The 22,123-nt window shown below is 73.7% G+C and carries 17 protein-coding genes; 6 read left to right on the top strand and 11 right to left on the bottom strand.

The genetic code is table 11. The features are described 5' to 3' along the window. The first annotated feature begins 21 nt into the window (after nucleotides 1-21). The 3 genes from NP064_RS10005 to NP064_RS10015 all read left to right on the top strand — a co-directional run bounded on the left by NP064_RS10005 (nucleotide 22) and on the right by NP064_RS10015 (nucleotide 2,520). Nucleotides 22-870 (top strand): glutamate ABC transporter substrate-binding protein, encoded by an 849-nt coding sequence (locus tag NP064_RS10005; protein ID WP_227569812.1) that lies wholly within the window; start codon nucleotides 22-24, stop codon nucleotides 868-870. 79 nt (nucleotides 871-949) lie between these two features. Next, on the top strand, nucleotides 950-1,639 hold the full coding sequence (locus tag NP064_RS10010) for an amino acid ABC transporter permease (RefSeq protein WP_227569844.1): 690 nt from the start codon (nucleotides 950-952) through the stop codon (nucleotides 1,637-1,639). Then, the gene (locus tag NP064_RS10015) at nucleotides 1,636-2,520 is read left to right on the top strand and encodes an amino acid ABC transporter permease (protein ID WP_227569811.1); all 885 of its coding nucleotides are present in this window, start codon (nucleotides 1,636-1,638) and stop codon (nucleotides 2,518-2,520) included. The genes NP064_RS10010 and NP064_RS10015 overlap by 4 nt, the downstream gene beginning before the upstream one ends. Before the next feature lie 42 nt (nucleotides 2,521-2,562). On the opposite strand, the gene NP064_RS10020 is transcribed toward NP064_RS10015, so the two are convergent. From NP064_RS10020 to NP064_RS10050, 7 genes are all read right to left on the bottom strand, one after another. Next, the gene (locus NP064_RS10020; RefSeq protein WP_227569810.1) at nucleotides 2,563-3,375 is read right to left on the bottom strand and encodes an SDR family oxidoreductase; all 813 of its coding nucleotides are present in this window, start codon (nucleotides 3,373-3,375) and stop codon (nucleotides 2,563-2,565) included. Nucleotides 3,376-3,509: 134 nt separating this feature from the next. Beyond that, the gene (rny, locus tag NP064_RS10025; protein ID WP_227569809.1) at nucleotides 3,510-4,982 is read right to left on the bottom strand and encodes a ribonuclease Y; all 1,473 of its coding nucleotides are present in this window, start codon (nucleotides 4,980-4,982) and stop codon (nucleotides 3,510-3,512) included. 152 nt (nucleotides 4,983-5,134) lie between these two features. Beyond that, nucleotides 5,135-5,713, bottom strand: a complete 579-nt coding sequence (locus NP064_RS10030) for a regulatory protein RecX (protein ID WP_256813540.1) — start codon at nucleotides 5,711-5,713, stop codon at nucleotides 5,135-5,137. 1 nt (nucleotide 5,714) lies between these two features. After that, a complete protein-coding gene (recA, locus tag NP064_RS10035) occupies nucleotides 5,715-6,755 on the bottom strand; it encodes a recombinase RecA (RefSeq protein WP_227569806.1) in 1,041 nt (346 codons plus the stop codon). Nucleotides 6,756-6,988: 233 nt separating this feature from the next. Further along, entirely contained in the window at nucleotides 6,989-7,771 is a 783-nt protein-coding gene (locus NP064_RS10040; protein ID WP_227569805.1) for an MBL fold metallo-hydrolase, read from the bottom strand. Then, nucleotides 7,768-9,960, bottom strand: a complete 2,193-nt coding sequence (locus NP064_RS10045; RefSeq protein ID WP_227569804.1) for an alkaline phosphatase family protein — start codon at nucleotides 9,958-9,960, stop codon at nucleotides 7,768-7,770. Before NP064_RS10045 ends, NP064_RS10040 begins: the two co-directional genes overlap by 4 nt. A 28-nt stretch (nucleotides 9,961-9,988) precedes the next feature. Beyond that, a complete protein-coding gene (locus tag NP064_RS10050) occupies nucleotides 9,989-10,219 on the bottom strand; it encodes a DUF3046 domain-containing protein (protein WP_227569803.1) in 231 nt (76 codons plus the stop codon). Between the two features lie 139 nt (nucleotides 10,220-10,358). Here NP064_RS10050 and NP064_RS10055 point away from each other — a divergent pair, with 139 nt between their 5' ends. Next, complete coding sequence (locus NP064_RS10055; protein WP_227569802.1) at nucleotides 10,359-15,350, top strand: ATP-dependent helicase; 4,992 nt, start codon at nucleotides 10,359-10,361, stop codon at nucleotides 15,348-15,350. Nucleotides 15,351-15,401: 51 nt separating this feature from the next. Beyond that, a complete protein-coding gene (locus NP064_RS10060; protein WP_227569801.1) occupies nucleotides 15,402-16,196 on the top strand; it encodes a DNA-formamidopyrimidine glycosylase family protein in 795 nt (264 codons plus the stop codon). A gap of 102 nt (nucleotides 16,197-16,298) precedes the next feature. Here the strand turns inward: NP064_RS10060 and NP064_RS10065 are convergent, their stop codons facing one another. From NP064_RS10065 to pgsA, 3 genes are all read right to left on the bottom strand, one after another. Next, nucleotides 16,299-16,640 (bottom strand): helix-turn-helix domain-containing protein, encoded by a 342-nt coding sequence (locus NP064_RS10065; RefSeq protein WP_227569807.1) that lies wholly within the window; start codon nucleotides 16,638-16,640, stop codon nucleotides 16,299-16,301. A 257-nt stretch (nucleotides 16,641-16,897) separates the two neighbouring features. After that, entirely contained in the window at nucleotides 16,898-17,407 is a 510-nt protein-coding gene (locus tag NP064_RS10070) for a CinA family protein (protein ID WP_227569800.1), read from the bottom strand. Beyond that, nucleotides 17,404-17,994, bottom strand: a complete 591-nt coding sequence (gene pgsA, locus NP064_RS10075; protein WP_227569799.1) for a CDP-diacylglycerol--glycerol-3-phosphate 3-phosphatidyltransferase — start codon at nucleotides 17,992-17,994, stop codon at nucleotides 17,404-17,406. The genes NP064_RS10070 and pgsA overlap by 4 nt, the downstream gene beginning before the upstream one ends. Before the next feature lie 81 nt (nucleotides 17,995-18,075). Between pgsA and NP064_RS10080 the strand changes: the two genes are divergently transcribed. Next, complete coding sequence (locus NP064_RS10080) at nucleotides 18,076-19,383, top strand: CapA family protein (protein ID WP_227569798.1); 1,308 nt, start codon at nucleotides 18,076-18,078, stop codon at nucleotides 19,381-19,383. A gap of 8 nt (nucleotides 19,384-19,391) precedes the next feature. Here NP064_RS10080 and NP064_RS10085 read toward each other — a convergent pair whose 3' ends face one another. Then, entirely contained in the window at nucleotides 19,392-21,896 is a 2,505-nt protein-coding gene (locus NP064_RS10085; RefSeq protein ID WP_372456383.1) for an FtsK/SpoIIIE family DNA translocase, read from the bottom strand. Nucleotides 21,897-22,123 lie beyond the last annotated feature (227 nt).

A 22,123-nucleotide genomic window follows, 5' to 3' on the forward strand; every position in this document is an offset into this window, starting at 1 on the left:
ACGCAACGAGAGGAACGAATGATGCGCAGACGACCCCTGGGGGTGGCGGCGATCGCCGCGACCGCCCTCCTGCTCACCGCTTGCGGTGGGAGCGACGACAACTCGGGCGACTCGGCCTCCGAGAGCGCCGGTGGCGGCGGCACAGTCCGGATCGGCATCAAGTTCGACCAGCCCGGCCTTGGATTCAAGGAGGGCAACGAGTACTCCGGCTTCGACGTCGATGTGGCCCGCAACGTCGCGGAGGCGCTCGGCTACTCGGAGGACCAGATCACCTGGGTCGAGGCGCCCTCCGCCCAGCGCGAGAACCTCCTGTCCACCGGCCAGGTCGACATGATCTTCGCGACGTACTCGATCACGGACTCCCGCAAGGAGACTGTCGCGTTCGCCGGCCCGTACTTCGTCGCCGGGCAGGACCTGCTCGTCGCGGCCGACGACGACTCGATCAACGGGCCCGAGGACCTCGAGGGCAAGAACCTGTGCTCGGTGACCGGGTCCACGTCGGCCCAGCGCATCAAGGACACCTACGCCGCGGGCGTGAACCTGCTCGAGCAGCCCGGGTACGCCGAGTGCGTCACAGCCCTCACCTCCGGGGCGGTCGACGCGGTCACCACCGACGACATCATCCTGGCGGGCCTGGCCTCCCAGCCCAGCAACGTCGGCAAGGTCAAGGTGGTGGGCAACCCGTTCTCCGAGGAGAACTACGGCGTGGGCCTCCCCCAGGACAACACCACCTGCCAGCAGGTCAACGACGCGATCACCGCGATGATCGAGGACGGCACCTGGCAGGAGCTGCTCGACGCGAACGTCGGCGAGTCCGGCTACAAGGCCAACGAGGAGCTGAACCCGCCGGAGGTCCAGGCCTGCGCCTGACCTTCCGCATCCCGGTGGTGGGGACGTCCGCTCCGGTCGTCCCCACCACCGTCCATCACGCACCGAGGAGGTGAGTTCGCTGGACGGCGACTACCTGTCCCAGTTCCTGTCACTGTTCTCCCAGTTCGACGTCCCCGCGGCGTTCTGGGTCAACATCAAGCTCACCTTCTTCGCCGCGATCATCGCGCTGGTGATCGGCACCGTGCTCGCCGTCATGCGGATCTCGCCGCTGCCGAGCCTGCGCTGGGCGGGCAGCACGTACGTCAACCTGCTCCGCAACACACCGCTGACCATCATCATCGTGTTCTGCGTCCTGGGGCTCTGGAGCCAGCTCGGGGTCACGCTCTCCAGCGACTTCAACGAGAACTTCTTCCGGCTGGCGGTGCTCGGCCTGGCCGTCTACCACGCGGCCTTCGTGTGCGAGGCGCTCCGCTCGGGGGTCAACACCGTGCCCATCGGCCAGGCCGAGGCCGCGCGTGCCATCGGGCTCGGGTTCCTGCCGACCGCGCGGCTGATCATCCTGCCGCAGGCCTTCCGGGGCGCCGTCGCCCCGCTGGGCAACACCCTGATCGCCCTCGCGAAGAACTCCACCGTCGCCGCGGCCGGCTCTGTCGCCGAGGCCTCGGGCCTCATGAAGACGATGATCGAGTTCCGCCCGGACGTCATCTTCGCGATCTTCTTCACGTTCGCCCTGGGGTTCGTCATCATCGTCATCCCGATCGGCCTGGCCACCACCTCCCTCTCGCGCCGACTGGCGGTGACCCGATGACCAGCCAGAGCGTGCTGTTCGACGCCCCCGGCCCCAAGGCCCGCCGCCGCATGATGTGGCTGAACATCGTGTTCGGGCTCGTCGTGGCGGGGATCGCGGTGCTGGTCCTGGCCCAGCTCGGCGCCAAGGGCCAGCTCGCGGCCGACCTGTGGACCCCGTTCCTGCAGTGGAGCGCCTGGGAGAACTTCCTCATCCCCGGGCTGATCAACACGCTGCGCGCGGCGGGGCTGGCGATCATCGGCTCCGCGGTGTTCGGGCTGCTCTTCGGGCTCGGGCGCCTGTCGCAGTCGCGGATCATCCGGACCCTGTCCGGGATCGTCGTCGAGTTCTTCCGCGCCGTGCCCGTGCTGCTCATGATGATCTTCATCTGGCTAGGGCTGTCCCAGGTGAACATCACCATGCTGCGGCCCAGCGAGTACCCGCTCGTGGCCGTGGTGGCAGCACTCATCCTCTACAACGGCTCCGTCTTCGCCGAGCTCGTCCGCTCCGGCGTGTACAGCCTGCCGCGCGGCCAACGCGAGGCCGCCCTCGCCGTCGGGCTCACCCGCCCCCAGTCGCTGCGCTCCGTCGAGGTCCCCCAGGCCCTCATCGCGATGCTCCCGGCCCTGGTCAGCCAGCTCGTCGTCATCCTCAAAGACACCGCGCTCGGCTACATCATCACCTACCGCGAACTGCTCCAAGAGGCCCGCGGGCTCGGCAACGCCAACGGCAACATCCTCCAAGCGCTGGCCGTCGCCGCCGTCATCTTCATCGTCATCAACTACGCGCTGACCAAGCTCGCGCCATGGGTCGGCCAGCGGCTCGGACGGCGGACCAGCGGGCGGACGAAGGCTGAGGCGCCGAGCCTTATCGCGGCGACGAAGGGGGCGCCGACGCGGTGAGGCACGGCGCTCGGCGACCTCGGGCGCCGAGCCGCTGACGGATCAGCGGGAGAATCCTCCCTCGGAGTCGATGGTCTGCCCGCACACCCACTGGGCCTGGTCGGACAGCAGCCACAGCACCAGGTTCGCCGCGTCGTCGGGACGACCCCACCGCCCCTGCGGCATCCGTTCGCGCACCCAGCGCTCCCCTGCCTCGTCGGCCCATCCGGTGTCCGTGGGGCCGGGATTCACGCAGTTGACGGTGATCAGGCGGGGCGCCAGGTGCGCCGCGAGGCTGGCCGTCATCTGCTGGATGGCGCCCTTGGAGAGGACGTACGGGAGCTCTGCCGGCATCCCACCCCGGTGCTGCCCCGAGGTGAAGAGCACCACCCTGCCGCCTGGCCGCCCGTCATGCTGAGCGGCGAACTCCTTGACGAGCAACGCGGTGGCTCGGGCGTTCACAGCGAAGGACAGGTCGAGCTCGGCTGCGTCGATCGTCTCGAGAGTGCCGGCCATCCCGCGTGCGTGGTTCGCCACCACCCCGTCGACGTGGCCGTGCGCGCTGACCGCCTGCTGCATCACCTGTGCTGGCGCGAGGGGATCGGCGAAGTCCGCGGCGATCTGGGTGACCGTCGCTCCCATCGCCTCGCACTCCGCGGCGATCGAGGCGGGCCCTTCTGAGTCCTCTCCCCATGGCTGACCGGCATCGTGCGGCGACCACGACTGCAGCACCAGGTCTGCCCCGGCTGCCGCGAGCTGGCGCGCGATCCCGGCGCCGATGCCCACCCGCCGCGACGCGCCGGTCACCAGGTACACCCGTCCACGGAAGTCGAACGACGCCGTGCCGGCGGCGGTGGGCGTGGTTGTCCGTGTCATGTCGCAGCACCTCAGGGTCGCGCGGTTGGGTCCGGGCAGATGATGCCCTGCGCACACGCGCCGACGCCATGAGATTCACGAGTCGGCTCACCCGCCCAGCGGCCGTGCGACGGCTCGCGTGGGCGCGCTGCCGCTCAGCCGGCTGTGGCGCTGGCCCGGATCTCGCGGACGACGGTGACCTTGATCTCACCCGGGTAGGCGAGATCGGCCTCGATGTGCTTGGCGATGGCGACGGCGAGCTGCGGGAGCGCGTAGTCGTCGACCTCGGACGGCTCCACGACCACCCGGACCTCGCGGCCCGCGGACATGGCGAGAGCGCGGCGGACCCCCGCGTGGGCGGTGACGAGCTGCTCGAGCTTGTCCATGCGCTCGACGTACTGGTCGAGCTCCTCGCGGCGCGCGCCAGGACGGGCCGCGGAGATCGCGTCGGCCGCCTGCACGAGGACACCCTCGACCGTCTCGACCGGAACCTCGTCGTGATGGGCGGCGATGGCGTTGACGACCGCCGGCGACTCGCCATGCTGACGGGCGAGCTCGGCGCCGAGCTGGGCGTGGGTGCCCTGCTTCTCGGCGGTGAGGGCTTTACCGATGTCGTGCAGGAACGCCGCCCGGCGGGTGGCGGCGACGTCGGCGCCCACCTCGGCAGCCACCGCCCCGGCGATCAGGGCGCTCTCGACGAGGTGCTCGAGCACGTTCTGGCCGTAGGAGGTGCGCAGCCGGAGTCGGCCCATGGTGCGGACGAGCTCGGTGGCCAGGCCGTTCACCCCGGCCCGTTCCGCCGCCTCGTGGCCGGCGGCGAGGGTCCGCTCGTCGGCGCCGGCGACGGCCTCGGCGTAGGCGGCCTCGATGCGCTGCGGGTGGATGCGGCCGTCGGCCATGAGCGACTCGAGCGCGACCTGGGCGATCTCGCGGCGCTCGGCGTCGAAGCAGGACAGCACCACCGAGTCGGGGGTGTCGTCGATCAGCACGTTGACACCGGTGAGGGCCTCGAAGGTGCGGATGTTCCGCCCCTCCTTGCCGATGATCCGGCCCTTCATCTCCTCGGAGGGCAGGCGCAGCACGGTGATCGACGACTGGGCGCTGGTGGCCACCGCCGCCCGCTGCACCGCGGTGGCGACGATCCGCTTGGCCTTCGCCTCGGCGGTGCGCCGCGCGTGGGCCTCGGCGCGCCGCACCTGGGCCTCCGCCTCGTTCGTGGCGGCCTCCACCGTGCGGCGCACGAGCTCGGCTCGCGCCTCGTCAGTGGTCAGCCCTGCTGCGGACTCGAGCAGCTCGCGGGCGTGCTGCTCGGCGGCGGCGCGCTCGCTGGCGGTGCGCTCGCGGAGGGCCTCGAGCTCTGCCGACCGCCCCTGCAGCTCGCCCTCACGGTCTTTGAGGGCTCGACGCTCAGCCGCCAGCTCGTCTTCGCGCTCGGCCAATCGCGCAGTGCGGCGCTCCGCGTCAGCCAGCAGGGCTCGTGCCTCGCTGCGGATCTCCGCGACGTCCTTGGTCGCCTGCTCGCGCTGCGCGGTGGCCTCGCGTCGCGCGATCAGCACGAGCAGGAGCGCCACCAGGCACACGATCAGCAGGGCGACGACGATCCCGATCTCCCCGAACGGCACGGGCACCTCCAGGACTCATTGGCCGGGTCTCGGCATCCACGGTGGTTGTCGGCCAGTCAGGCGCCATTCTCCCCCACCGACCAGCGCCGCAGGTCAGGGTTCCATCCCTCGATCACGATCACGGGGATATCACCTGGTCTGGGAGGTTGGACGGCGGCTCAGTCAACCGGTGCGAAACCCTCGTCCTCGACGTCCGCGCCCTCAGCGGCGAGCTCCTCACGGACGAGCATGCTGACCAGGCCGGGCGGGTAGCCCTTGCGTCCTAGGGCCGCGAACGTCCGCCGGGCGCGCACCTGCGGGTCGAGGCCACGGGTCGACGCCAGTCGCTTGCGCACGAGGGCGCGCGCCGCCTGCGCCTCCTGGGCGTCGTCCACCTCGTCCAGGGCTGCCAGCGCGAGGTCGTCGTCGATGCCGCGGCGACGGAGCTCGACGCTGATCGCGCGCCGTGACAAGCCGCGCTCGGCATGACGAGTCCGCACGAGCATCCGCGCGTACTCCTCGTCGTCGATCAGGCCGACCTCGGTGAACCGGTCGAGCACCGCCTCGGCGACCTCGACGGGCACATCCTTGGCGGCCATCGCCTCGGCCAGCTGCGCCCTGCTGCGCGCTGAGTGGTTCAGCAGCCGCAGCGCGATGGCGCGGGCCACCTGCTCCGGATCGGCCTCGACGTCCTGGCCCGCCGACCGCGGCGCGGGAGGCTCCTGGCCTCCCGCGCCGCGACGTCGTCCGTGCCCCACCTCAGAAGTCGACCTTGCCCTCAGCCTCGGCCGGGGCAGTGACCTGCGGGCCGATGCCGAGCTTCTCCTTGATCTTCTTCTCGATCTCCGCGGCGAGGTCCGGGTTGTCACGCAGGAAGGCGCGCGAGTTCTCCTTGCCCTGGCCCAGCTGGTCGCCCTCGTAGGTGAACCAGGATCCCGACTTGCGCACGATGCCGTGCTCGACGCCCATGTCGATCAGGCTGCCCTCACGGGAGATGCCGACGCCGTACATGATGTCGAACTCGGCCTGCTTGAACGGCGGGGCCATCTTGTTCTTGACGACCTTGACTCGGGTGCGGTTGCCGACGGCGTCGGTGCCCTCCTTGAGGGTCTCGATGCGACGGATGTCGAGGCGCACCGAGGCGTAGAACTTCAACGCCTTGCCACCCGTGGTGGTCTCCGGGGAGCCGAAGAACACGCCGATCTTCTCGCGGAGCTGGTTGATGAAGATCGCGGTGGTGCCCGACGAGTTCAGGGCGCCGGTGATCTTGCGGAGCGCCTGCGACATCAGGCGGGCCTGGAGGCCGACGTGGGAGTCGCCCATCTCGCCCTCGATCTCCGCCTTGGGCACGAGCGCCGCCACGGAGTCGATGACCACGATGTCGATCGCGCCGGAGCGGATCAGCATGTCCATGATCTCGAGCGCCTGCTCGCCGGTGTCCGGCTGCGAGACCAGCAGCGCGTCGGTGTCGACGCCCAGCTTCTTGGCGTACTCCGGGTCCAGCGCGTGCTCGGCGTCGATGAACGCCGCGATGCCGCCTGCGCGCTGGGCGTTGGCCACGGCGTGCAGCGCGACGGTGGTCTTGCCGGAGGACTCGGGGCCGTAGATCTCGACCACGCGGCCGCGCGGGAGCCCGCCGATGCCGAGCGCGATGTCGAGGGCGATCGACCCCGTGGGGATCACCTCGACCGGGGCGCGGCCGTCATCGCCGAGGCGCATGATCGAGCCCTTGCCGAACTGCCGGTCGATCTGTCCGAGCGCGGCCTCGAGAGCCTTCGCGCGGTCCTGGGGAGCTGCCATCTTCGTCACACCTTGTCGTCTCAGGCAGCGTCGCGCTGCTCGTCATAGGGGCTGGTCTGTCGACTGCGAGAGACGCTATGCCCGACCACCGACATGCGTCTGAGCCCTGTCCACAGGCGGTGGGCGGGCGCTCCGCTCACCGTGCCTGAGGACGCTCTGTTCCTCACCAACCCAGCGTAACCGAACATCTGTTCGAGACAAGCGCGTGCCCCGCGTGTCGCGGCCGGGCGTGGTCAGTGGGCGACCGGGACCTCCACGGCCTCCCCCGGCTGCAGGACCAGGGCCGTGCAGCCGGGCGCCGTCCGCTCGAGCGCCACGGCGAAAGCGGCTCCCGCGCGCTCCATCCACCCCGGGGGGAGGCGACGGCCCGCCGGCGCGTGCAGCGTGCCCCAGTGGATCGGCATCGCGAACGACGCGCCTGCCAAGGCGCACGCCCGGGCCGCCTCGACCGGTCCCAGGTGCCCGCCGGACAGCCGCGGTCCCCAGCCGCCGACCGGCACGAGCGCCACGTCGATCGGCCGCCCCGCCTCCGCGGCGAGGTCCGCCATCTCGGGGAACGGCCCGGTGTCGCCCGCGAACCACACCGTGGCCGAGGGCCCTGAGACCAAGAAGCCGGTCGCCGCGTTGGGCCGGTGCGGCATCGGCCGCTCGCCGTGCACCGCGCGCGTGGTGCGGACCCGGACCTCTGACCCCGGCGCCTGCCACCACCGCCCCGGCGGCAGCCCGTGTGAGCCCGGGATGCCGCGGCGCCGCAACCACGCGGCGTTCGCCGGCGCGGAGAGCACCGGCGCGTCCCGCACCAGGCGCAGCGACCCGAGCTCGGCGTGATCGTGGTGCAGGTGGGAGACCAGCACGGCGTCGGGGTCCTCCCAGCTGGCGGCGCGGGGAGTCACTCCGAGGCGACGCAGCAGCCCGGCGTGCCGGCGCAGCAACGGGTCGGTGAGCACCCGGGCGCCGTCGAGGTCGAGCACCGCGCTGGCATGCCCGAGCCAGGTGATCCGCAGCCCGGGCGTCATGACCGCAGGCCCAGCTGCTCGGCCCAGCGGACGAGCTGGACGTGGACCCCCTCGGAGCCCACGATCATCGGCGCGCCGCCCACGTCCTCGAGGAGGTCCTCGTCCACCTCGAGCTCCACCGGGTGCACCAGCACCGCGACGTTCTGCTCCCCGCCCAGGCCGCCGTGCGAGCCGACCAGCCCTTCGAACGCGTGCACGTGCCCGGTGGGCTCCACCGAGGAGACCAGGAGCAGGTCGCCGGTGTGCGGGAGGCGCCCGGCCCGGGCCAGGTCGGCGCGTGCCCGTGGTCCCAAGGGCACGAGCGGGTCCTCGCCCTCGGCCGCCTCGTCCTGCTCGAGGAGCACCAGCCCGCGCGGCCCCACCGCGACTAGTCCCCGGGTCGCGGTGTCGACGACCACGGCGCCGACGCCCGGCGTCGCCGCGAGCCCTGCGACCAGTCCCGGCCAGTGCTCCTGGACCTCCTCGAGCACGAGGCGGCGCGGCGAGCCGGGGAACCACACGAGCCCCAGGTTGCCGGACGCCGCGACCGCGATCTCGGCCGGCTCCTGCGGGGCCGGGCGGCCCGAGCGCCCACCGGAGGACCCGTCCCCCGACCGGCCGCCGTCCCGCCGGGCGCCGTCTCGGCGGGCGCCATCACGTCGGGCGCCATCACGTCGGACGCCATGGCCCTCCGCGTCCGGGCCCAGCATGACGGGCCGGCGATCCCCTGCCCGTCCGAACACCGAGGTGAGCAGCGCGTTGACCGGCCCCCACGCCTCGCCCGCCTCCGCCTGCACCGCGGTGGCGTCGGGCTCATCCATCAACGCCCGCACGGTGTCGAGCAGGCTGCGCCCGGTGACCTGCTCGAACGTCGCGCCGAGGGACTGCCCGTGGTCCGACAGCACGACCACGCGGTAGTCGCGGCCCGCGACGGGAAGGACGCGCTCGAGCACGCCGATCACACGGTCGAGGCCTTCGAGCGCCCGCAGCGCCTCGGGGCGTGTGGGCCCGGCGTGGTGCGCGATCTCGTCGTAGTCCACCAGGTCGACGAAGATCGTGGGCGTCCCACGCACCAGGTGCTGCGCGACCAGCGCCGTGTTGAGGTCCCGGAGCAGGACGTTCGACACCCCGCGCAGGATCACGTACCAGCCGGCGCGGGACACCCGCGGCTCGACGCCCCGGACCTTCTGGCGGCGTGCCTGGTACAGCTCCTTGACCATCTCGCCGACGCTGAGGATCAGGGCGCGGGCGACGACGAACGGGCTCGCGAAGAACCGCAGGTACGACGTGCCGGGTCCCAGCCCGGCACGCCGGCCGTCCGGGCCCGGGGTGCGGCTGCGGCTCATCACCAGCTGGTTGACCGCCGCGTCGCCCGAGAACATCGTCGAGATGGCGGCGCCACCGCCCGCGAGGAGCCCCTTGCCGGTGGCGAGCCGCTCCTCGACGATCCCCGCGTCCACGGGGTGGTTCGTCACGACCATCCGGCCCAGCCCGCGGTCCCACCAGCGGAAGGCCGGGATCTGGGTGGAGTCCCCGTGCAGCAGGCCAGCCTGGCTGGCGGGCGTCGTCGAGGGGACCCGGGCCCACCACCGCTGACTCCGGTGGGCGCCCTGGTGGATCCATCGCGCCAGGGTGGGGGCGAGTCCGCCCTCGATCGCCTGCTCGAGCACCGCGGCGCCCAGGCCGTCCAGCTGCACCACCAGCAGGCCCGGCTCGCGGTGGTCGGCCCCCGACCTGGCGGGCGCGGCGCCGGCGCGGCGGGCCTGCGCGCGGGCTCGGCGCAGCACGTCGGCGATCACGTACTCGCTGTCGTTCACGCCCCAGAGCCAGCGCCCGACGGCCATCACCAGCGCGGCGATCAGCAGCACCGGCGCCACCGACCAGGTCGACGCCAGCTCCACGCCGGGCACGAGCCGGAGCCCGAGCCACAGCACCGCGACCTGGGCGGTGAGGCCGGCCACGAGCGCCCCCATCGCGCCGGCCACGCGCGCGAGCAGCCGCAGCGGGGCGCGGAGCAGCAGGTCGCCCAACGCCACCACCACGGCCACGAGCAGCACCGAGAACGGGTTGTCGGCGCGGACGCCGTCCACCACGGCGATCGCGACGGCCAGGCCCGCGGCTGTGGTCACCAGGCTGAGCGCGGCGTCGGCGGCGTCGCCCACGGTCGGCGACCACGCGCGGCGCCCGTCCGCCGGCCCGCCGGCGCTCACCGGCGTGGCCCCCTCGACGCGCCCCACGTCATCGACGGCGCGGCGGGGCCTGACGCGCCGAGCCCCACCGCTGCGGCTCCGGCACCTCCAGCTCGTCGCACAGCGCGTGCCACACGTCGCGCGGCTCCACGCCGTCGTCGAGCGCCTGCACGGGCGTCATGTTGCCGAGCCCGGGGATGACCAGGTCGCGGGTGAGCGCCCGGCCGTGGGCAGAGCCCAGCACCTCGTCGACCAGCTGCCAGAACTCACGAAAGCGCACGACTCCAGAGTGCCACCCCGCGGAGGACGTGCGCGCCGCGGGCCCGCAGACGGGTTCGCGAGCGCCACGAACGCTGATCCCACCCGCTGCGCGCGGGGTGGGCCCGGCGGCTGTGGGTGGCGGGGACGACAATGGGCCGGTGGACGACCATCCCGACGTGCTCGCGCGCTTCTCCGCGCCCACCCGCGAGTGGTTCGCCGGCGCCTTCGACGCGCCGACGGCCGCTCAGCGGGGCGCCTGGGACGCGATCTCGTCCGGTGAGCACTCCCTGGTGGTCGCCCCGACGGGGTCTGGCAAGACGCTGGCGGCATTCCTGTGGTCCCTCGACCACCTGCTCACGTCGGACCCTGACGAGGTCCCCGCCCCAGAGCGGTGCCGTGTGCTCTACGTCTCGCCGCTCAAGGCCTTGGCCACGGACGTCGAGCGCAACCTGCGCTCACCGCTGGTGGGCATCCGCCAGGCGGCGACGCGGCTGGGCCGGGAGCTGCCCGAGGTCACCGTGGGGGTGCGCACCGGTGACACTCCCCCGTCGGAGCGGCGCTCGTTCGCGACGCGTCCGCCGGACATCCTCATCACCACGCCCGAGTCGCTGTTCCTCGTGCTGACCTCGGCCGCGCGCGCGGGGCTCGCCGGGGTGCGCACAGTCATCCTCGACGAGATCCACGCGGTGGCGGGGACCAAGCGCGGCACGCACCTGGCGGTGTCCCTCGAACGGCTCGACGCGCTGCTGGACCGCCCCGGCGGGCCCGGCCCCGCTCAGCGGGTCGGGCTGTCCGCCACGGTCCGGCCCGTCGACGCCGTCGCCGGCTTCCTCGGCGGATCCCGGCCGCAGGCCCAGGGCGGGAGGCGCGTCGTCGTGGTGCAGCCCCCCTCGACCAAGCGCATCGACGTGGACGTGGTGGTGCCCGTTCCCGACCTCGGGGACCTGGGCGCCGTCACCCGGCCCGCGGTCTCCGAGGACGGCACGCCGCTCCCCCCGCTGCCGCCTGGGGAGGTGGACCTCACCGGGTCCGCCGCAGGGTCGGCGCCCCGGCCGTCCATCTGGCCGCACGTCGAGGAGCGCGTCGTCGACCTCGTCGCCGACCACCGCTCGACCCTGGTGTTCACCAACTCGCGGCGCGGCGCCGAGCGGCTCACCGCGCGCATGAACGAGGTGTGGGCCGAGCGCAACGGCGAGGACGTGCCCGACCCCGGGGACCTGCGGCCGGCGGAGGCCCCCGGCCAGTCGGGCACGGCGACGGGTGTCGACACCCGGGACGCCTCGACGATCCTGGCCCGGGCCCACCACGGCTCGATGAGCCGGGCCGAGCGCACCCGCACCGAGTCCGAGCTCAAGGCTGGGCGGCTGCCGGCGGTGGTGGCCACGAGCTCGCTCGAGCTGGGCATCGACATGGGCGCCGTGGACCTGGTAGTCCAGGTGGGATCGCCACCCTCTGTGGCGAGCGGCTTGCAGCGGGTGGGACGCGCCGGGCACCAGGTGGGCGCCGTGTCGCACGGCGTGGTCTTCCCGACGTTCCGGGGCGAGCTGGTGCCCGCCGCGGTCACGGCCGCCCGGATGCGCACCGGCGAGCTCGAGGCGCTGTCCGTGCCGTCCAACCCGCTCGACGTCCTGGCGCAGCAGATCGTCGCAATGGTCGCGGTCGACGACTGGGCGGTGGCCGACCTGGCCGCGGTGATCCGCCGTGCGGCGCCCTTCGCCGGCCTGGGCGACGCGACGCTGCACGCCGTCCTCGACATGCTGGCGGGCCGGTACCCCAGCGAGGAGTTCGCCGAGCTGCGCCCTCGCATCGTCTGGGACCGGGCGCTCGACGTCCTCACCGCGCGGCCGGGCGCCCTGCGGCTCGCGGTGACGAGCGGCGGCACCATCCCGGACCGTGGCCTGTACGGCGTGTTCCTGGCGAGCGGCTCCACCGCCAGCGACGTGCCGGCGGACGCGGAGCGGACCGCCGGGCGGATGCGCGGCGGGCGCCGGGTGGGCGAGCTCGACGAGGAGATGGTCTACGAGTCGCGGGTCGGGGACACGTTCACGCTCGGGTCGAGCACGTGGCGCATCGAGGACATCACGCAGGACCGTGTGCTGGTCACGCCCGCGCCCGGGGTCCCGGGCCGCCTGCCGTTCTGGAAGGGCGACTCCGTCGGACGCCCCGCCGAGCTCGGCCGGGCGATGGGGGCGTGGGTCCGCGAGCTCTTGGCCCTGCCGGACGACGCCGCCCGGGCGCACGTCGAGGCGGCCGGGCTGGACCCCTGGGCCACGGACAACCTGCTCGCCTACGTGCGCGAGCAGCGCGAGGCCACCGGCGAGGCTCCCACCGACACCACGATCGTGGTCGAGCGGTTCCGCGACGAGCTGGGCGACTGGCGCATCGTGCTGCACTCGCCCTACGGCGCCCGCGTCCACGCGCCGTGGGCGCTCGTGGTCGGCGCGCGGCTGCGCGAGCGGTTCGGGGTCGACGTCGCCGCGCTGCACTCGGACGACGGCATCGTGCTGCGGCTGCCAGACATGATGAGCTCGGACGCGCCCGTGGCCGACTCGATGGGCGCGCGCTGGCCCGAGGAGGCCACCGGCCCCGCGATCGAGCTCGCCGACCTGCTCATCGACCCGGAGGAGGTGGCGCAGGCCGTCCGTGCCGAGCTGGGCGGGTCGGCGATGTTCGGCGCCCGGTTCCGGGAGGCGGCGGCGCGTGCCCTGCTGCTCCCCCGGCGCCGGCCCGACAAGCGCCAGCCGCTGTGGCAGCAGCGCCAGCGCGCCGCCCAGCTGCTGAGCGTCGCCGCGCAGTACCCGGACTTCCCGATCCTTCTCGAGGCCGTCCGCGAGTGCCTGCAGGACGACTTCGACGTCGAGGCGCTCACCGACCTCATGCGCGACGTCGCCGCCCGCCGGCTGCGCGTCGTCGAGGTCACGACGCCCACGCCCTCCCCGTACGCCCAGTCGCTGCTGTTCGGCTACACCGCGCAGTTCCTGTACGACGGCGACGCCCCGCTGGCCGAGCGCCGGGCCGCCGCGCTGACGCTCGACCCGACGCTGCTCGCCGAGCTGCTGGGCGGGGGCGGCGAGTCGCAGCTGGCGGACCTGCTCGACCCAGCCGCCGTGCAGCGGACCGAGGCCGAGCTGGCGGGCCTGGCGCCCGAGCGGCAGGCCCGCTCCCTGGAGGACCTGGCGGACATGGTGCGACGCCAGGGCCCGTTGCCGATCGCGGGGCTCGAGGCCCGCACGCGGGAGGACGCGCGCGGGGACGTGGCCGCCTGGCTGGCCGAGCTCGAGGCGGCCAGGCGCGTCATCCGCGTGCGCCTGGGCGGTGTGCCCCCCGACGACGCCGAGCAGTGGGCGGCGATCGAGGACGCCGGGCGCCTGCGCGACGCGCTCGGGGTCGCCCTGCCGGTGGGCGTGCCCGAGGCGTTCACCGAGGTCCGGCCGGACCCGTTGGGCGACCTGGTGCGCCGCCACGCGCGCACCCACGGCCCGTTCCCGGCCGCGCAGGTCGCCCACCGTTTCGGGCTCGGCGTCGCGGTGGTCACGGAGGTGCTGCGCCGGCTAGAGCAGGCTGGCGCGCTGGTGCAGGGCAGGCTGCGGCCCGACGTGCTGGGCGGCGCTGGAGACGAGTTCTGCGACGCCGACGTGCTCCGGACGCTGCGACGCCGCTCCCTCGCTGCGCTGCGCTCCGAGGTGGAGCCGGTGGACCCGCAGACGCTGGGGGTCTTCCTGCCGCGGTGGCAGGGGGTCCACGCGGCGACGGGCGCGCGCGCCGCCGGGCTGCGTGGCGTCGACGGGCTGGCCCGGGTCGTCGAGCAGCTCGCAGGGGCCACGGTGCCGGCATCGGCCCTCGAGACCCATGTGCTGCCTGCCCGGATCAGCGACTACGACCCTGCGATGCTCGACGAGCTGACCGCCGCGGGCGAGGTGCTGTGGGCCGGCCACGGCGAGCTCGGCGCCGCCGACGGGCTCGTGAGCCTGCACCCCGCGGCGGTGGCCGACCTGACGTTGCCCGCCCCGACCGAGGCCGTGCCGGGCGGACTGCTCGACTCGGCGGTGCACCGGGCCGTGCTGGCGGCCCTGGGCGGTGGCGGCGCCTTCTTCCTCGGCGGGCTGCTGCCGCAGGTCGCCCAGATCGCCGAGGCGTCCGGAGAGCATCCCGACCCGCCGACGCAGGCCGAGGTCCTGGCCGCGCTCTGGGACCTCGTGTGGGCGGGGCACGTCACCAACGACCGGTTCGCCCCGCTGCGCGCCCGGCTCGGCTCCGGCTCGACCGCCCATCGCGTGCGCCGGCCCGCCGCTCGCGCGCGGTCGCTGGCGCCCGGCTCCCGGCTCGGGCTGCGCCAGGGCCTGGGCCGCCCGAGCGCGGCCGCGGCGGCCGACTCCGGCGGACGCTGGTCGCTGCTCCCTCCGCGGGAGACCGACCCCACGATGCGGGCCCACGCGTTGGCCGCCCAGCTCTTGGACCGGCACGGCGTGCTGACCCGGGCGGTCGCGCCAGCCGAAGGCGTCACCGCCGAGTTCGGCGCGGTGTACCGGGTGCTGGCAGCCCTGGAGCAGGCAGGACAGGTGCGGCGCGGCTACTTCGTCGAGCATCTGGGCGGTTCCCAGTTCGCCCTTCCCGGCGCCGTGGATCGCCTGCGCCTGGACGCGCGCACGGTCGAGCGCGCCGCAGAGCGCGCAGCCCGGCGCGCCTCTGACGGCGACCTCGCGCCCGGTCCGACGAGGGGCCGTGACGAGGAGCCACCGTTCGTGGTCGTCCTCGCCGCCACCGACCCTGCGAACCCGTACGGAGCCGCGATCGCGTGGCCACCGCCGCCACCGGGCGAGGACGGGCCCGCCGGGGTGACCGGCCGCCACCGGCCCGGCCGCAAGGCGGGGGCGGTGGTCGTGCTCGTCGACGGCGCCCTCGTCCTGTACGTCGAGCGCGGCGGGCGCACCGTCCTCACCTTCACGCACGACGTGGCCCAGCTCGAGCTCGCCGCGGGGAGCCTGGCCGAGTCCGTCCGGCGCGGCCAGCTCGGCCGTATGACGCTGGCCCGCATCGACGGCGTCGAGGTGCTGGCCTCGGCGACGTTGGACGAGCCGGCCGGGCGAGCGCTCGTGGCCGCCGGGTTCGCCCCGACGCCCCGGGGCCTGCGGCTCAGAGGCCAGGCATGAGCCCGTCCGGGCCGGGGGCGGCCCGCCGGGCGCACGTCCCGAGGGGGCCCGGTGCCTGAGGGCGACATCGTGCGCCGCACCGCCGCCCGGCTCGACCAGGCGCTCGCTGGTCGGCCTCTGACCCGGGCAGAGCTGCGATGGCCCTCCGCTGCGGGGGCCGGGCTCACCGGCCGGACGGTCGTCGCGAACGTCCCCTACGGAAAGCACCTCCTCACGCGGCTCGACGACGGCCGCACGCTGCACACCCACCTGCGCATGGAGGGACGGTGGTCGGTCGAGCGGACCGGGTCACGCGGCGCCGCCGGGTCGGGCGCTAGCGTCCGTGCGATCCTCGGCAACGAGACCTGGACCGTGCTGGGCAAGGACCTCGGGATGCTCGACGTGCTGGCGACCCGGGACGAGCACCAGGTGATCGGCCACCTCGGGCCTGACCTGCTGGCCGACGACTTCCCGCGCGCGGGCCTGCCGGAGGCGCTGCGCCGATGGGCGGACCGCGGCCCTCAACCGGTCGCCGACGTGCTGCTCGACCAACGGGTGGTCGCAGGGATCGGGACGATCTTCATGGCCGAGAGCCTCTTCGCCCGCGGGCTGTGGCCGTGGACCCCGGCCGACGAGGTACCGGAGCCGGCTCACCTCCTCGGCGTGGCACGACGGCTCATGCAGCGGTCGGTCGCCGCGACCGTCCCGGGGAGCACCGGGGAGTCTGGCCCTGGCGCCCAGACCCTGGTGCACGGCCGCGCGGGAAAGCCGTGCCGGCGGTGCGGCGCCCCGATTCAGGTGGGCGAGGCGCGACCCGCCCCCTTCACCCGGCCCGTCTTCTACTGCGCGCGGTGCCAGACCCCGTGAGCGGGGTCGGACTCACCCGCCGAGAGACGTGACAAGGCGACGCCCTCGGTCGAGGAGCGTCGCCTTGCATATCGGCGCGCACGGCGCGCCGCGGTCTGATCGTCAGCCGATAGGGGCCAGCTCGGCGCGCGCGCGAGCCCAGCTGCCATCCACCGAGCCACCGACGACGTCGGTGAACTCTGCTGGCACCGTGTCCGGGATCAGCAGGCCCTCGGCCACGGCGATCCGGTCGCTGACCTCGCGGAGCACCAGCGACATCGGCACGTCGAGCGCCTCGCAGATGCTGCCGAGCAACTCGGACGAGGCCTCCTTCTGGCCTCGCTCGACCTCGCTGAGGTACCCCAACGACACACGTGCCGCGGACGAGACCTCCCGTAGGGTGCGCCCCTGTCGCTGCCGTGCGTCGCGCAACACATCGCCGATCTCACGACGTAGAACAACCATCTGGCGCCCCCCTCTCCCTGTGAGCTCCTCGTCCTTGCCTGCGGCCTTCGCCGCAATCACTGACGTGTCCCGGACTGCCGAGGCGCCGGCCCGTCCCCTGACGGGGAGACTTCCACCGTACCTTGCGCTGCCCTGACGCGCCGTCGCGTTGCGCGCTCCTGAGACGCTGCGTGCGGGCGGTCGTGTACTCATCATCACGTCCTTCCCAACGCGTGCGGACGCCTCGGTGTTCCCGGCCCCATGCCCGCGCCGCCGGTTCACCCGTCTGGGTCCAGGTGGGCGAGCGCGAGGTCGATCGCCGCGGCGCACGCCTGGGCGCGGACGGCCGCGCGATCCCCGTCGAGGACGAGCCGGACCACCCCGCGACGTCCCAGGCCGTCCACCGCGACGAACACCGTGCCTGGCTCCTCGCCGTCCTGCGGGTCCGGGCCGGCCACGCCGGTCGTCGCCAGGCCCAGGTCGGCGCCGAGCCGTTCCCTGACGCCCAGCGCCATCGCGGCGGCGACGTCAGGGTCCACGGCGCCACGCTCGTCGAGCAATCGGGCGTCGACATCGAGAAGGGACCCCTTGAGGTCGGTCGCATAGGCCACGACTCCGCCGCGCACCGATCGCGAGGCGCCCGGGACGTCCACCAAGGAGGCGGTCACGAGGCCGCCGGTGAGGGACTCCGCCACGGCGATCGTCCATCCGCGACTCTCGAGAGCGCGGAGCAGCCGCTCCGCTGCCCCAGGCTCCAGCGGGGACGAGGCGCCGCGGCCCGTCGTCACGCCAGGAGCTGCGCGCGCCGCCCGGCCGTCCGGATGCGCAGCGCGGTCCGCAGGTAGTCGACGCCCGTGAGCACGGTGACCAGGAGGGCCGCGCCCATCATGACGGCGGCCACGACGTGCACGAAGGCGGGAAGGTGATCGAGCGGGAGCAGGTACAGCCCCAGCGCTACCGACTGCAGGACCGTCTTGACCTTGCCGCCGCGCGAGGCGGGTAGCACCAGGTAGCGCAGCAGGAAGAAGCGCATGACGGTGATGCCGACCTCGCGCACCAGGATGACGATCGTCACCCACCATGGCAGGTCGCCCAGCACCGAGAGCAGCACGAGCGCGGTGCCGACCAGCAACTTGTCCGCGATGGGGTCGAGCAACTTGCCCAGATCTGTGACCAGGCCGGAGCGGCGCGCGATGTCGCCGTCGATGCGGTCCGTGATGGCGGCCACCACGAAGATCGCGGCAGCGACGAGCCGCCACTGGACGGTGTGCCCGCCGTCGGCGACCAGCGCCCAGGCGAGGAACGGCACAAGCACGATCCTCAGGACGGTCAGGGCGTTGGCGATGTTGAGACGGGAGGGGACGACGTCGACCACCCGGACAGCCTAGACGCCCGTGCTGGGAACACGGTCACCGCCTGTCAATCGGCGGGATCCCTCGCCGGTAACGTGCGTCACGTGACCCGCCACGCCCGGACCCTTCCAGCAACCCGCCCTTGGATACTCGCTGGACTGGCCACGGCCGGTCTCGCGGTGGCGCTCTCGGTGGTGCTGCTGGGCGCACCCGACCCGGGAGCCGCCACGCCGCCGCCGGGCGGGCCCGCAGCGGTCGAGGCGCCGTCCCCGACCCCGAGCCCCACGCCGACTGCCGATCCGGACGCCCGGCTCACCATCGTGGCGGCCGGTGACGTCCTGCCCCACCTGCCCGTGATCGGCTCGGCGCGCGCCGCCGACGGCGCGTACGACTTCGCGCCCCTGCTCGCGCCGCTCGGCGCCTGGGTGAGCGGCGCGGACCTGGCGCTGTGCCACCTCGAGGCGCCGGTGGCCCCACCCGGCGCCAGGCCGTCCGGCTACCCAATGTTCGCGAGCCCCGTCGAGATCGCCCAAGGGCTCGCCGACGCCGGGTGGGACGGATGCTCGACGGCGTCCAACCACTCCGTCGACAAGGGCTTCGCCGGTGTCGCCGCCACGCTCGACGCCCTCGACGCGGCCGGGTTGGGCCATGTGGGCACGGCGCGGGACGCGGTGGAGCAGGGCGAGCCACAGCTGTACGTGCTGGAGCGCTCCGGCCGGCGGCTGACGATCGCCCATCTGGCCGCGACCTACGGCACCAACGGCATGCCAGTGGAGGATGACAAGCCGTGGTCGGTGAACCTGCTCGAGACCACTCGTCTCATCGCGCAGGCTCAGGCGGCGCGAGACGCCGGCGCCGACCTCGTCGTGGCGAGCGTGCACTGCTGCGTCGAGTACGTCACGGCGCCGACCGCGCGGCAGGTCGAGGTCGCCCAGGCATTGGCCGACTCGCAGCTGGTGGACCTGCTCATCGGGCACCACGCGCACGTGCCACAGCCCGTCGCGCGGCTCGAGGGCGGGCCCGGCGGCGAGGGGATGTGGGTGGCGTACGGGCTGGGCAACATGCTGTCCAACCAGGACGACGAGTGCTGCGTCGCCGGCACGGAGTCCGGCCTGCTGCTCACCGCCCAGGTGACGGCGACGGGGGCCTTCCCCGCCCACGGGATCGAGGCGGGACCCGCCCGTGTCACGGGGGTCGAGTGGACGCCCACGACCGTCGACCGGAACGCGGGGCACCGGCTGCACGCGCTGGTCGACATCGCCGCGGGCACGGACACCCTCAGCGCCGCCGAGGTGGAGGCCCGGGTGGAGCGGGTGCGCCGCGCGGCCGGCCAGGAGGCCGCCGAGCGCACCACCCCTGCCACGCCGACCGGCGACCTGCCCACCGTCGTCACCCGCTCGCGCGGAGAGTGACCGTCACGTCACCGACCGCGGTGGCCTGACTCCTCGTCCTCGTCGGCGCCGTCGAAGTAGTCGGTCGCCACCGGCGGGTCCCCGGGGAGCGCGCCGTCGTCCTCGAGCACGTCCTCCTGCTGCGGCACGCCCCGCAGCATCGCCAGCGTGCCCGGCAGGTCGTCGGGCTGCACCAGGACCTCGCGCGCCTTCGAGCCCTCGGAGGGCCCGACGATCTCGCGGGACTCGAGCAGGTCCATCAGGCGGCCCGCCTTCGCGAACCCGACGCGGAGCTTGCGCTGCAGCATCGACGTCGATCCGAACTGCGAGGTGACGACCAGCTCGGCGGCCTGCAGCAGCAGGTCGAGGTCGTCGCCGATGTCCTCGTCCACCTGCTTCTTCGCCGCCGAGACGATGACGTCCTGGCGGTAGGTCGGCTTGAGCTGCTGCTTGACGTGCTCGACGACCGCGTGGATCTCGCTCTCGGACACCCACGCGCCCTGGGTGCGCATCGGCTTGGCGGCGCCCATGGGCAGGAACAGCGCGTCACCCTGCCCGATGAGCTTCTCGGCGCCGGGCTGGTCGAGCACGACGCGCGAGTCGGTGAGCGACGACGTGGCGAACGCGAGCCGCGAGGGCACGTTGGCCTTGATCAGACCGGTGACCACGTCGACGCTGGGCCGCTGCGTGGCGAGCACCAGGTGGATGCCGGCGGCGCGCGCGAGCTGCGTGATGCGCTGGATCGAGGCTTCGACGTCGCGCGGGGCCACCATCATGAGGTCGGCGAGCTCGTCGACGATCACCAGCAGGTACGGGTAGGTCGCGATCTTGCGCTCCGAGCCCGGCAGCGGCTTCACCTTGCCGGCGCGGACGGCGGCGTTGAAGTCGTCGATGTGCTTGAACCCGAACATCGCGAGGTCGTCGTAGCGCGCCTCCATCTCGCGCACCACCCACTCGAGGGCCTCCGCGGCCTTCTTCGGGTTGGTGATGATGGGCGTGATGAGGTGCGGGATGCCCTCGTAGACCGTCAGCTCAACCCGCTTGGGGTCGACCAGCACCATGCGCACCTCGTTGGGGGTGGCGCGCATCAGCACCGAGACGATCATCGAGTTGACGAAGCTCGACTTGCCCGCGCCCGTGGCGCCGGCCACGAGCAGGTGCGGCATCTTGGCGAGGTTGGCCGTGACGTACCCGCCCTCGACGTCCTTGCCGACGCCGATGACCATGGGGTGCTCGGAGCGGCGGGCCGCGCTCGAGCGCAGCACGTCGCCCAGCGACACGGTCTCGCGGTCGGTGTTGGGGATCTCGATGCCGATCGCGGACTTCCCCGGGATCGGCGACAAGATGCGCACGTCCGCCGAGGCCACCGCGTAGGCGATGTTCTTGGACAGCGCGGTGACCCGCTCGACCTTGACCGCGGGGCCGAGCTCGACCTCGTACCGGGTGACCGTCGGCCCACGGGTGAACCCGGTGACCTGCGCGTCGATCTCGAACTGGTCGAGCACCGTGGTGAGCGCCTCGACCACGCGGTCGTTCGCCGCCGAGCGGACCTTGTGCGGCGGGCCCTTGGCGAGGACGTCCTCGGCGGGCAGCAGGTAGAGCACGTCGCCCTCGAGCATGGGCTGCTCGCCGCGGGGCACGCCCGCGGTCGGGGGCGCGGCGAGGGGCCGCGGGCGGGACTCCGAGGGCGTCTGCTCCGGCGTCCTGTCGATGATCGCCGTCGGCTCGTCGTCCGGCGACCCGACGACCTCGACCGGCTCCTGCTCCTCCACGGGGTCCTCGCCCCGGGCGGCGACGATGGCCGCGCGCTCGAACGCCTCGTCGCCGACGTACCCGTCCAGCCGCTCCCTCTCCGCCTGCGCGGCGGCCTCGGCCCGCTCCTTGCGGCTGCGGCCCATCAGCTTGCGGGTCTTGCCGGGCTTCTCGGGCTCCGGGTCGGGCAGCGCGGTGTGGCCAGCGTTGATGACCAGGGGCGCGTCGTCGTCCTCCGCCTCCTCCTCGTCGGGGTGGCCGCCGGTGAGGCGCTCGTACAGCGCCCGCAGGCGCGGCCCGATCAGGTGCACCGGGGTGGCGGTCACCACGAGCAGGCCGAAGAACGCGAGCAGGCCCAGCAGGGGCACCGTGACGTAGGCCGTCAGCAGGCTGACCAGGGGCGTGCCCACGAGGTACCCGACGATGCCGCCGGCCTCGCGCAGCGCGGCGTAGCCGCCGCTGGGCGCGGGCAGGTCCGCGGACAGGTGCACGAGTCCGCACACCGCCAGCGTGATGGCGCCCAGGCCGATGCCGATGCGCGAGTTGGCCTGCGCGCGGTCGGGGTGCCGCATGAGGCGGATGGCGATGGCCAGGAGGACCACGGGGACCGCGACGCCGACCCGGCCGAAGGTGCCCGCGACGACGTTGTGGACCACGTTGCCCGCAGTTCCCGACAGGTCCCACCACTCGCGCGCGGCGACGACGATGGCGAGCCCCAGCAGCGTGAACGCGGCGCCGTCCCGGCGGTGCGCAGGGTCAAGGTCACGCGCTCCCCGTCCCATCCGACGCGCTCCTCCGCCGATCAGGTGCGCGCTGCCCATCCAGGCGCCCTTGATGATGCGCAACGGCAGCGCAGGGCGCTGCGGGGGCGGTGGGGCCCCCCGACCAGCGGGCTTCGCGGAGCCGCGGGCGGCAGCGGGCCGGCCCGCAGAGCGCTGAGCGGTCGACGAGGCGGACCCACGGCCTCGCGGGGTGGGTGAGGACGTGCGGGTCGCCATGGTCCTCACGT

Origin of the sequence: Cellulomonas chengniuliangii (assembly GCF_024508335.1) — a bacterium.
GTDB lineage: Bacteria > Actinomycetota > Actinomycetes > Actinomycetales > Cellulomonadaceae > Cellulomonas_A > Cellulomonas_A chengniuliangii.

Coding starts and splice junctions, on each gene's coding strand:
- NP064_RS10005 (WP_227569812.1), top strand. CDS start 22: ATGCGCAGACGACCCCTGGGGGTGGCGGCGATCGCCGCGACCGCCCTC.
- NP064_RS10015 (WP_227569811.1), top strand. CDS start 1,636: ATGACCAGCCAGAGCGTGCTGTTCGACGCCCCCGGCCCCAAGGCCCGC.
- NP064_RS10020 (WP_227569810.1), bottom strand. CDS start 3,375: ATGACACGGACAACCACGCCCACCGCCGCCGGCACGGCGTCGTTCGAC.
- recA (WP_227569806.1), bottom strand. CDS start 6,755: ATGGCAGCTCCCCAGGACCGCGCGAAGGCTCTCGAGGCCGCGCTCGGA.
- NP064_RS10040 (WP_227569805.1), bottom strand. CDS start 7,771: ATGACGCCCGGGCTGCGGATCACCTGGCTCGGGCATGCCAGCGCGGTG.
- NP064_RS10065 (WP_227569807.1), bottom strand. CDS start 16,640: ATGGTTGTTCTACGTCGTGAGATCGGCGATGTGTTGCGCGACGCACGG.
- NP064_RS10085 (WP_372456383.1), bottom strand. CDS start 21,896: ATGGGACGGGGAGCGCGTGACCTTGACCCTGCGCACCGCCGGGACGGC.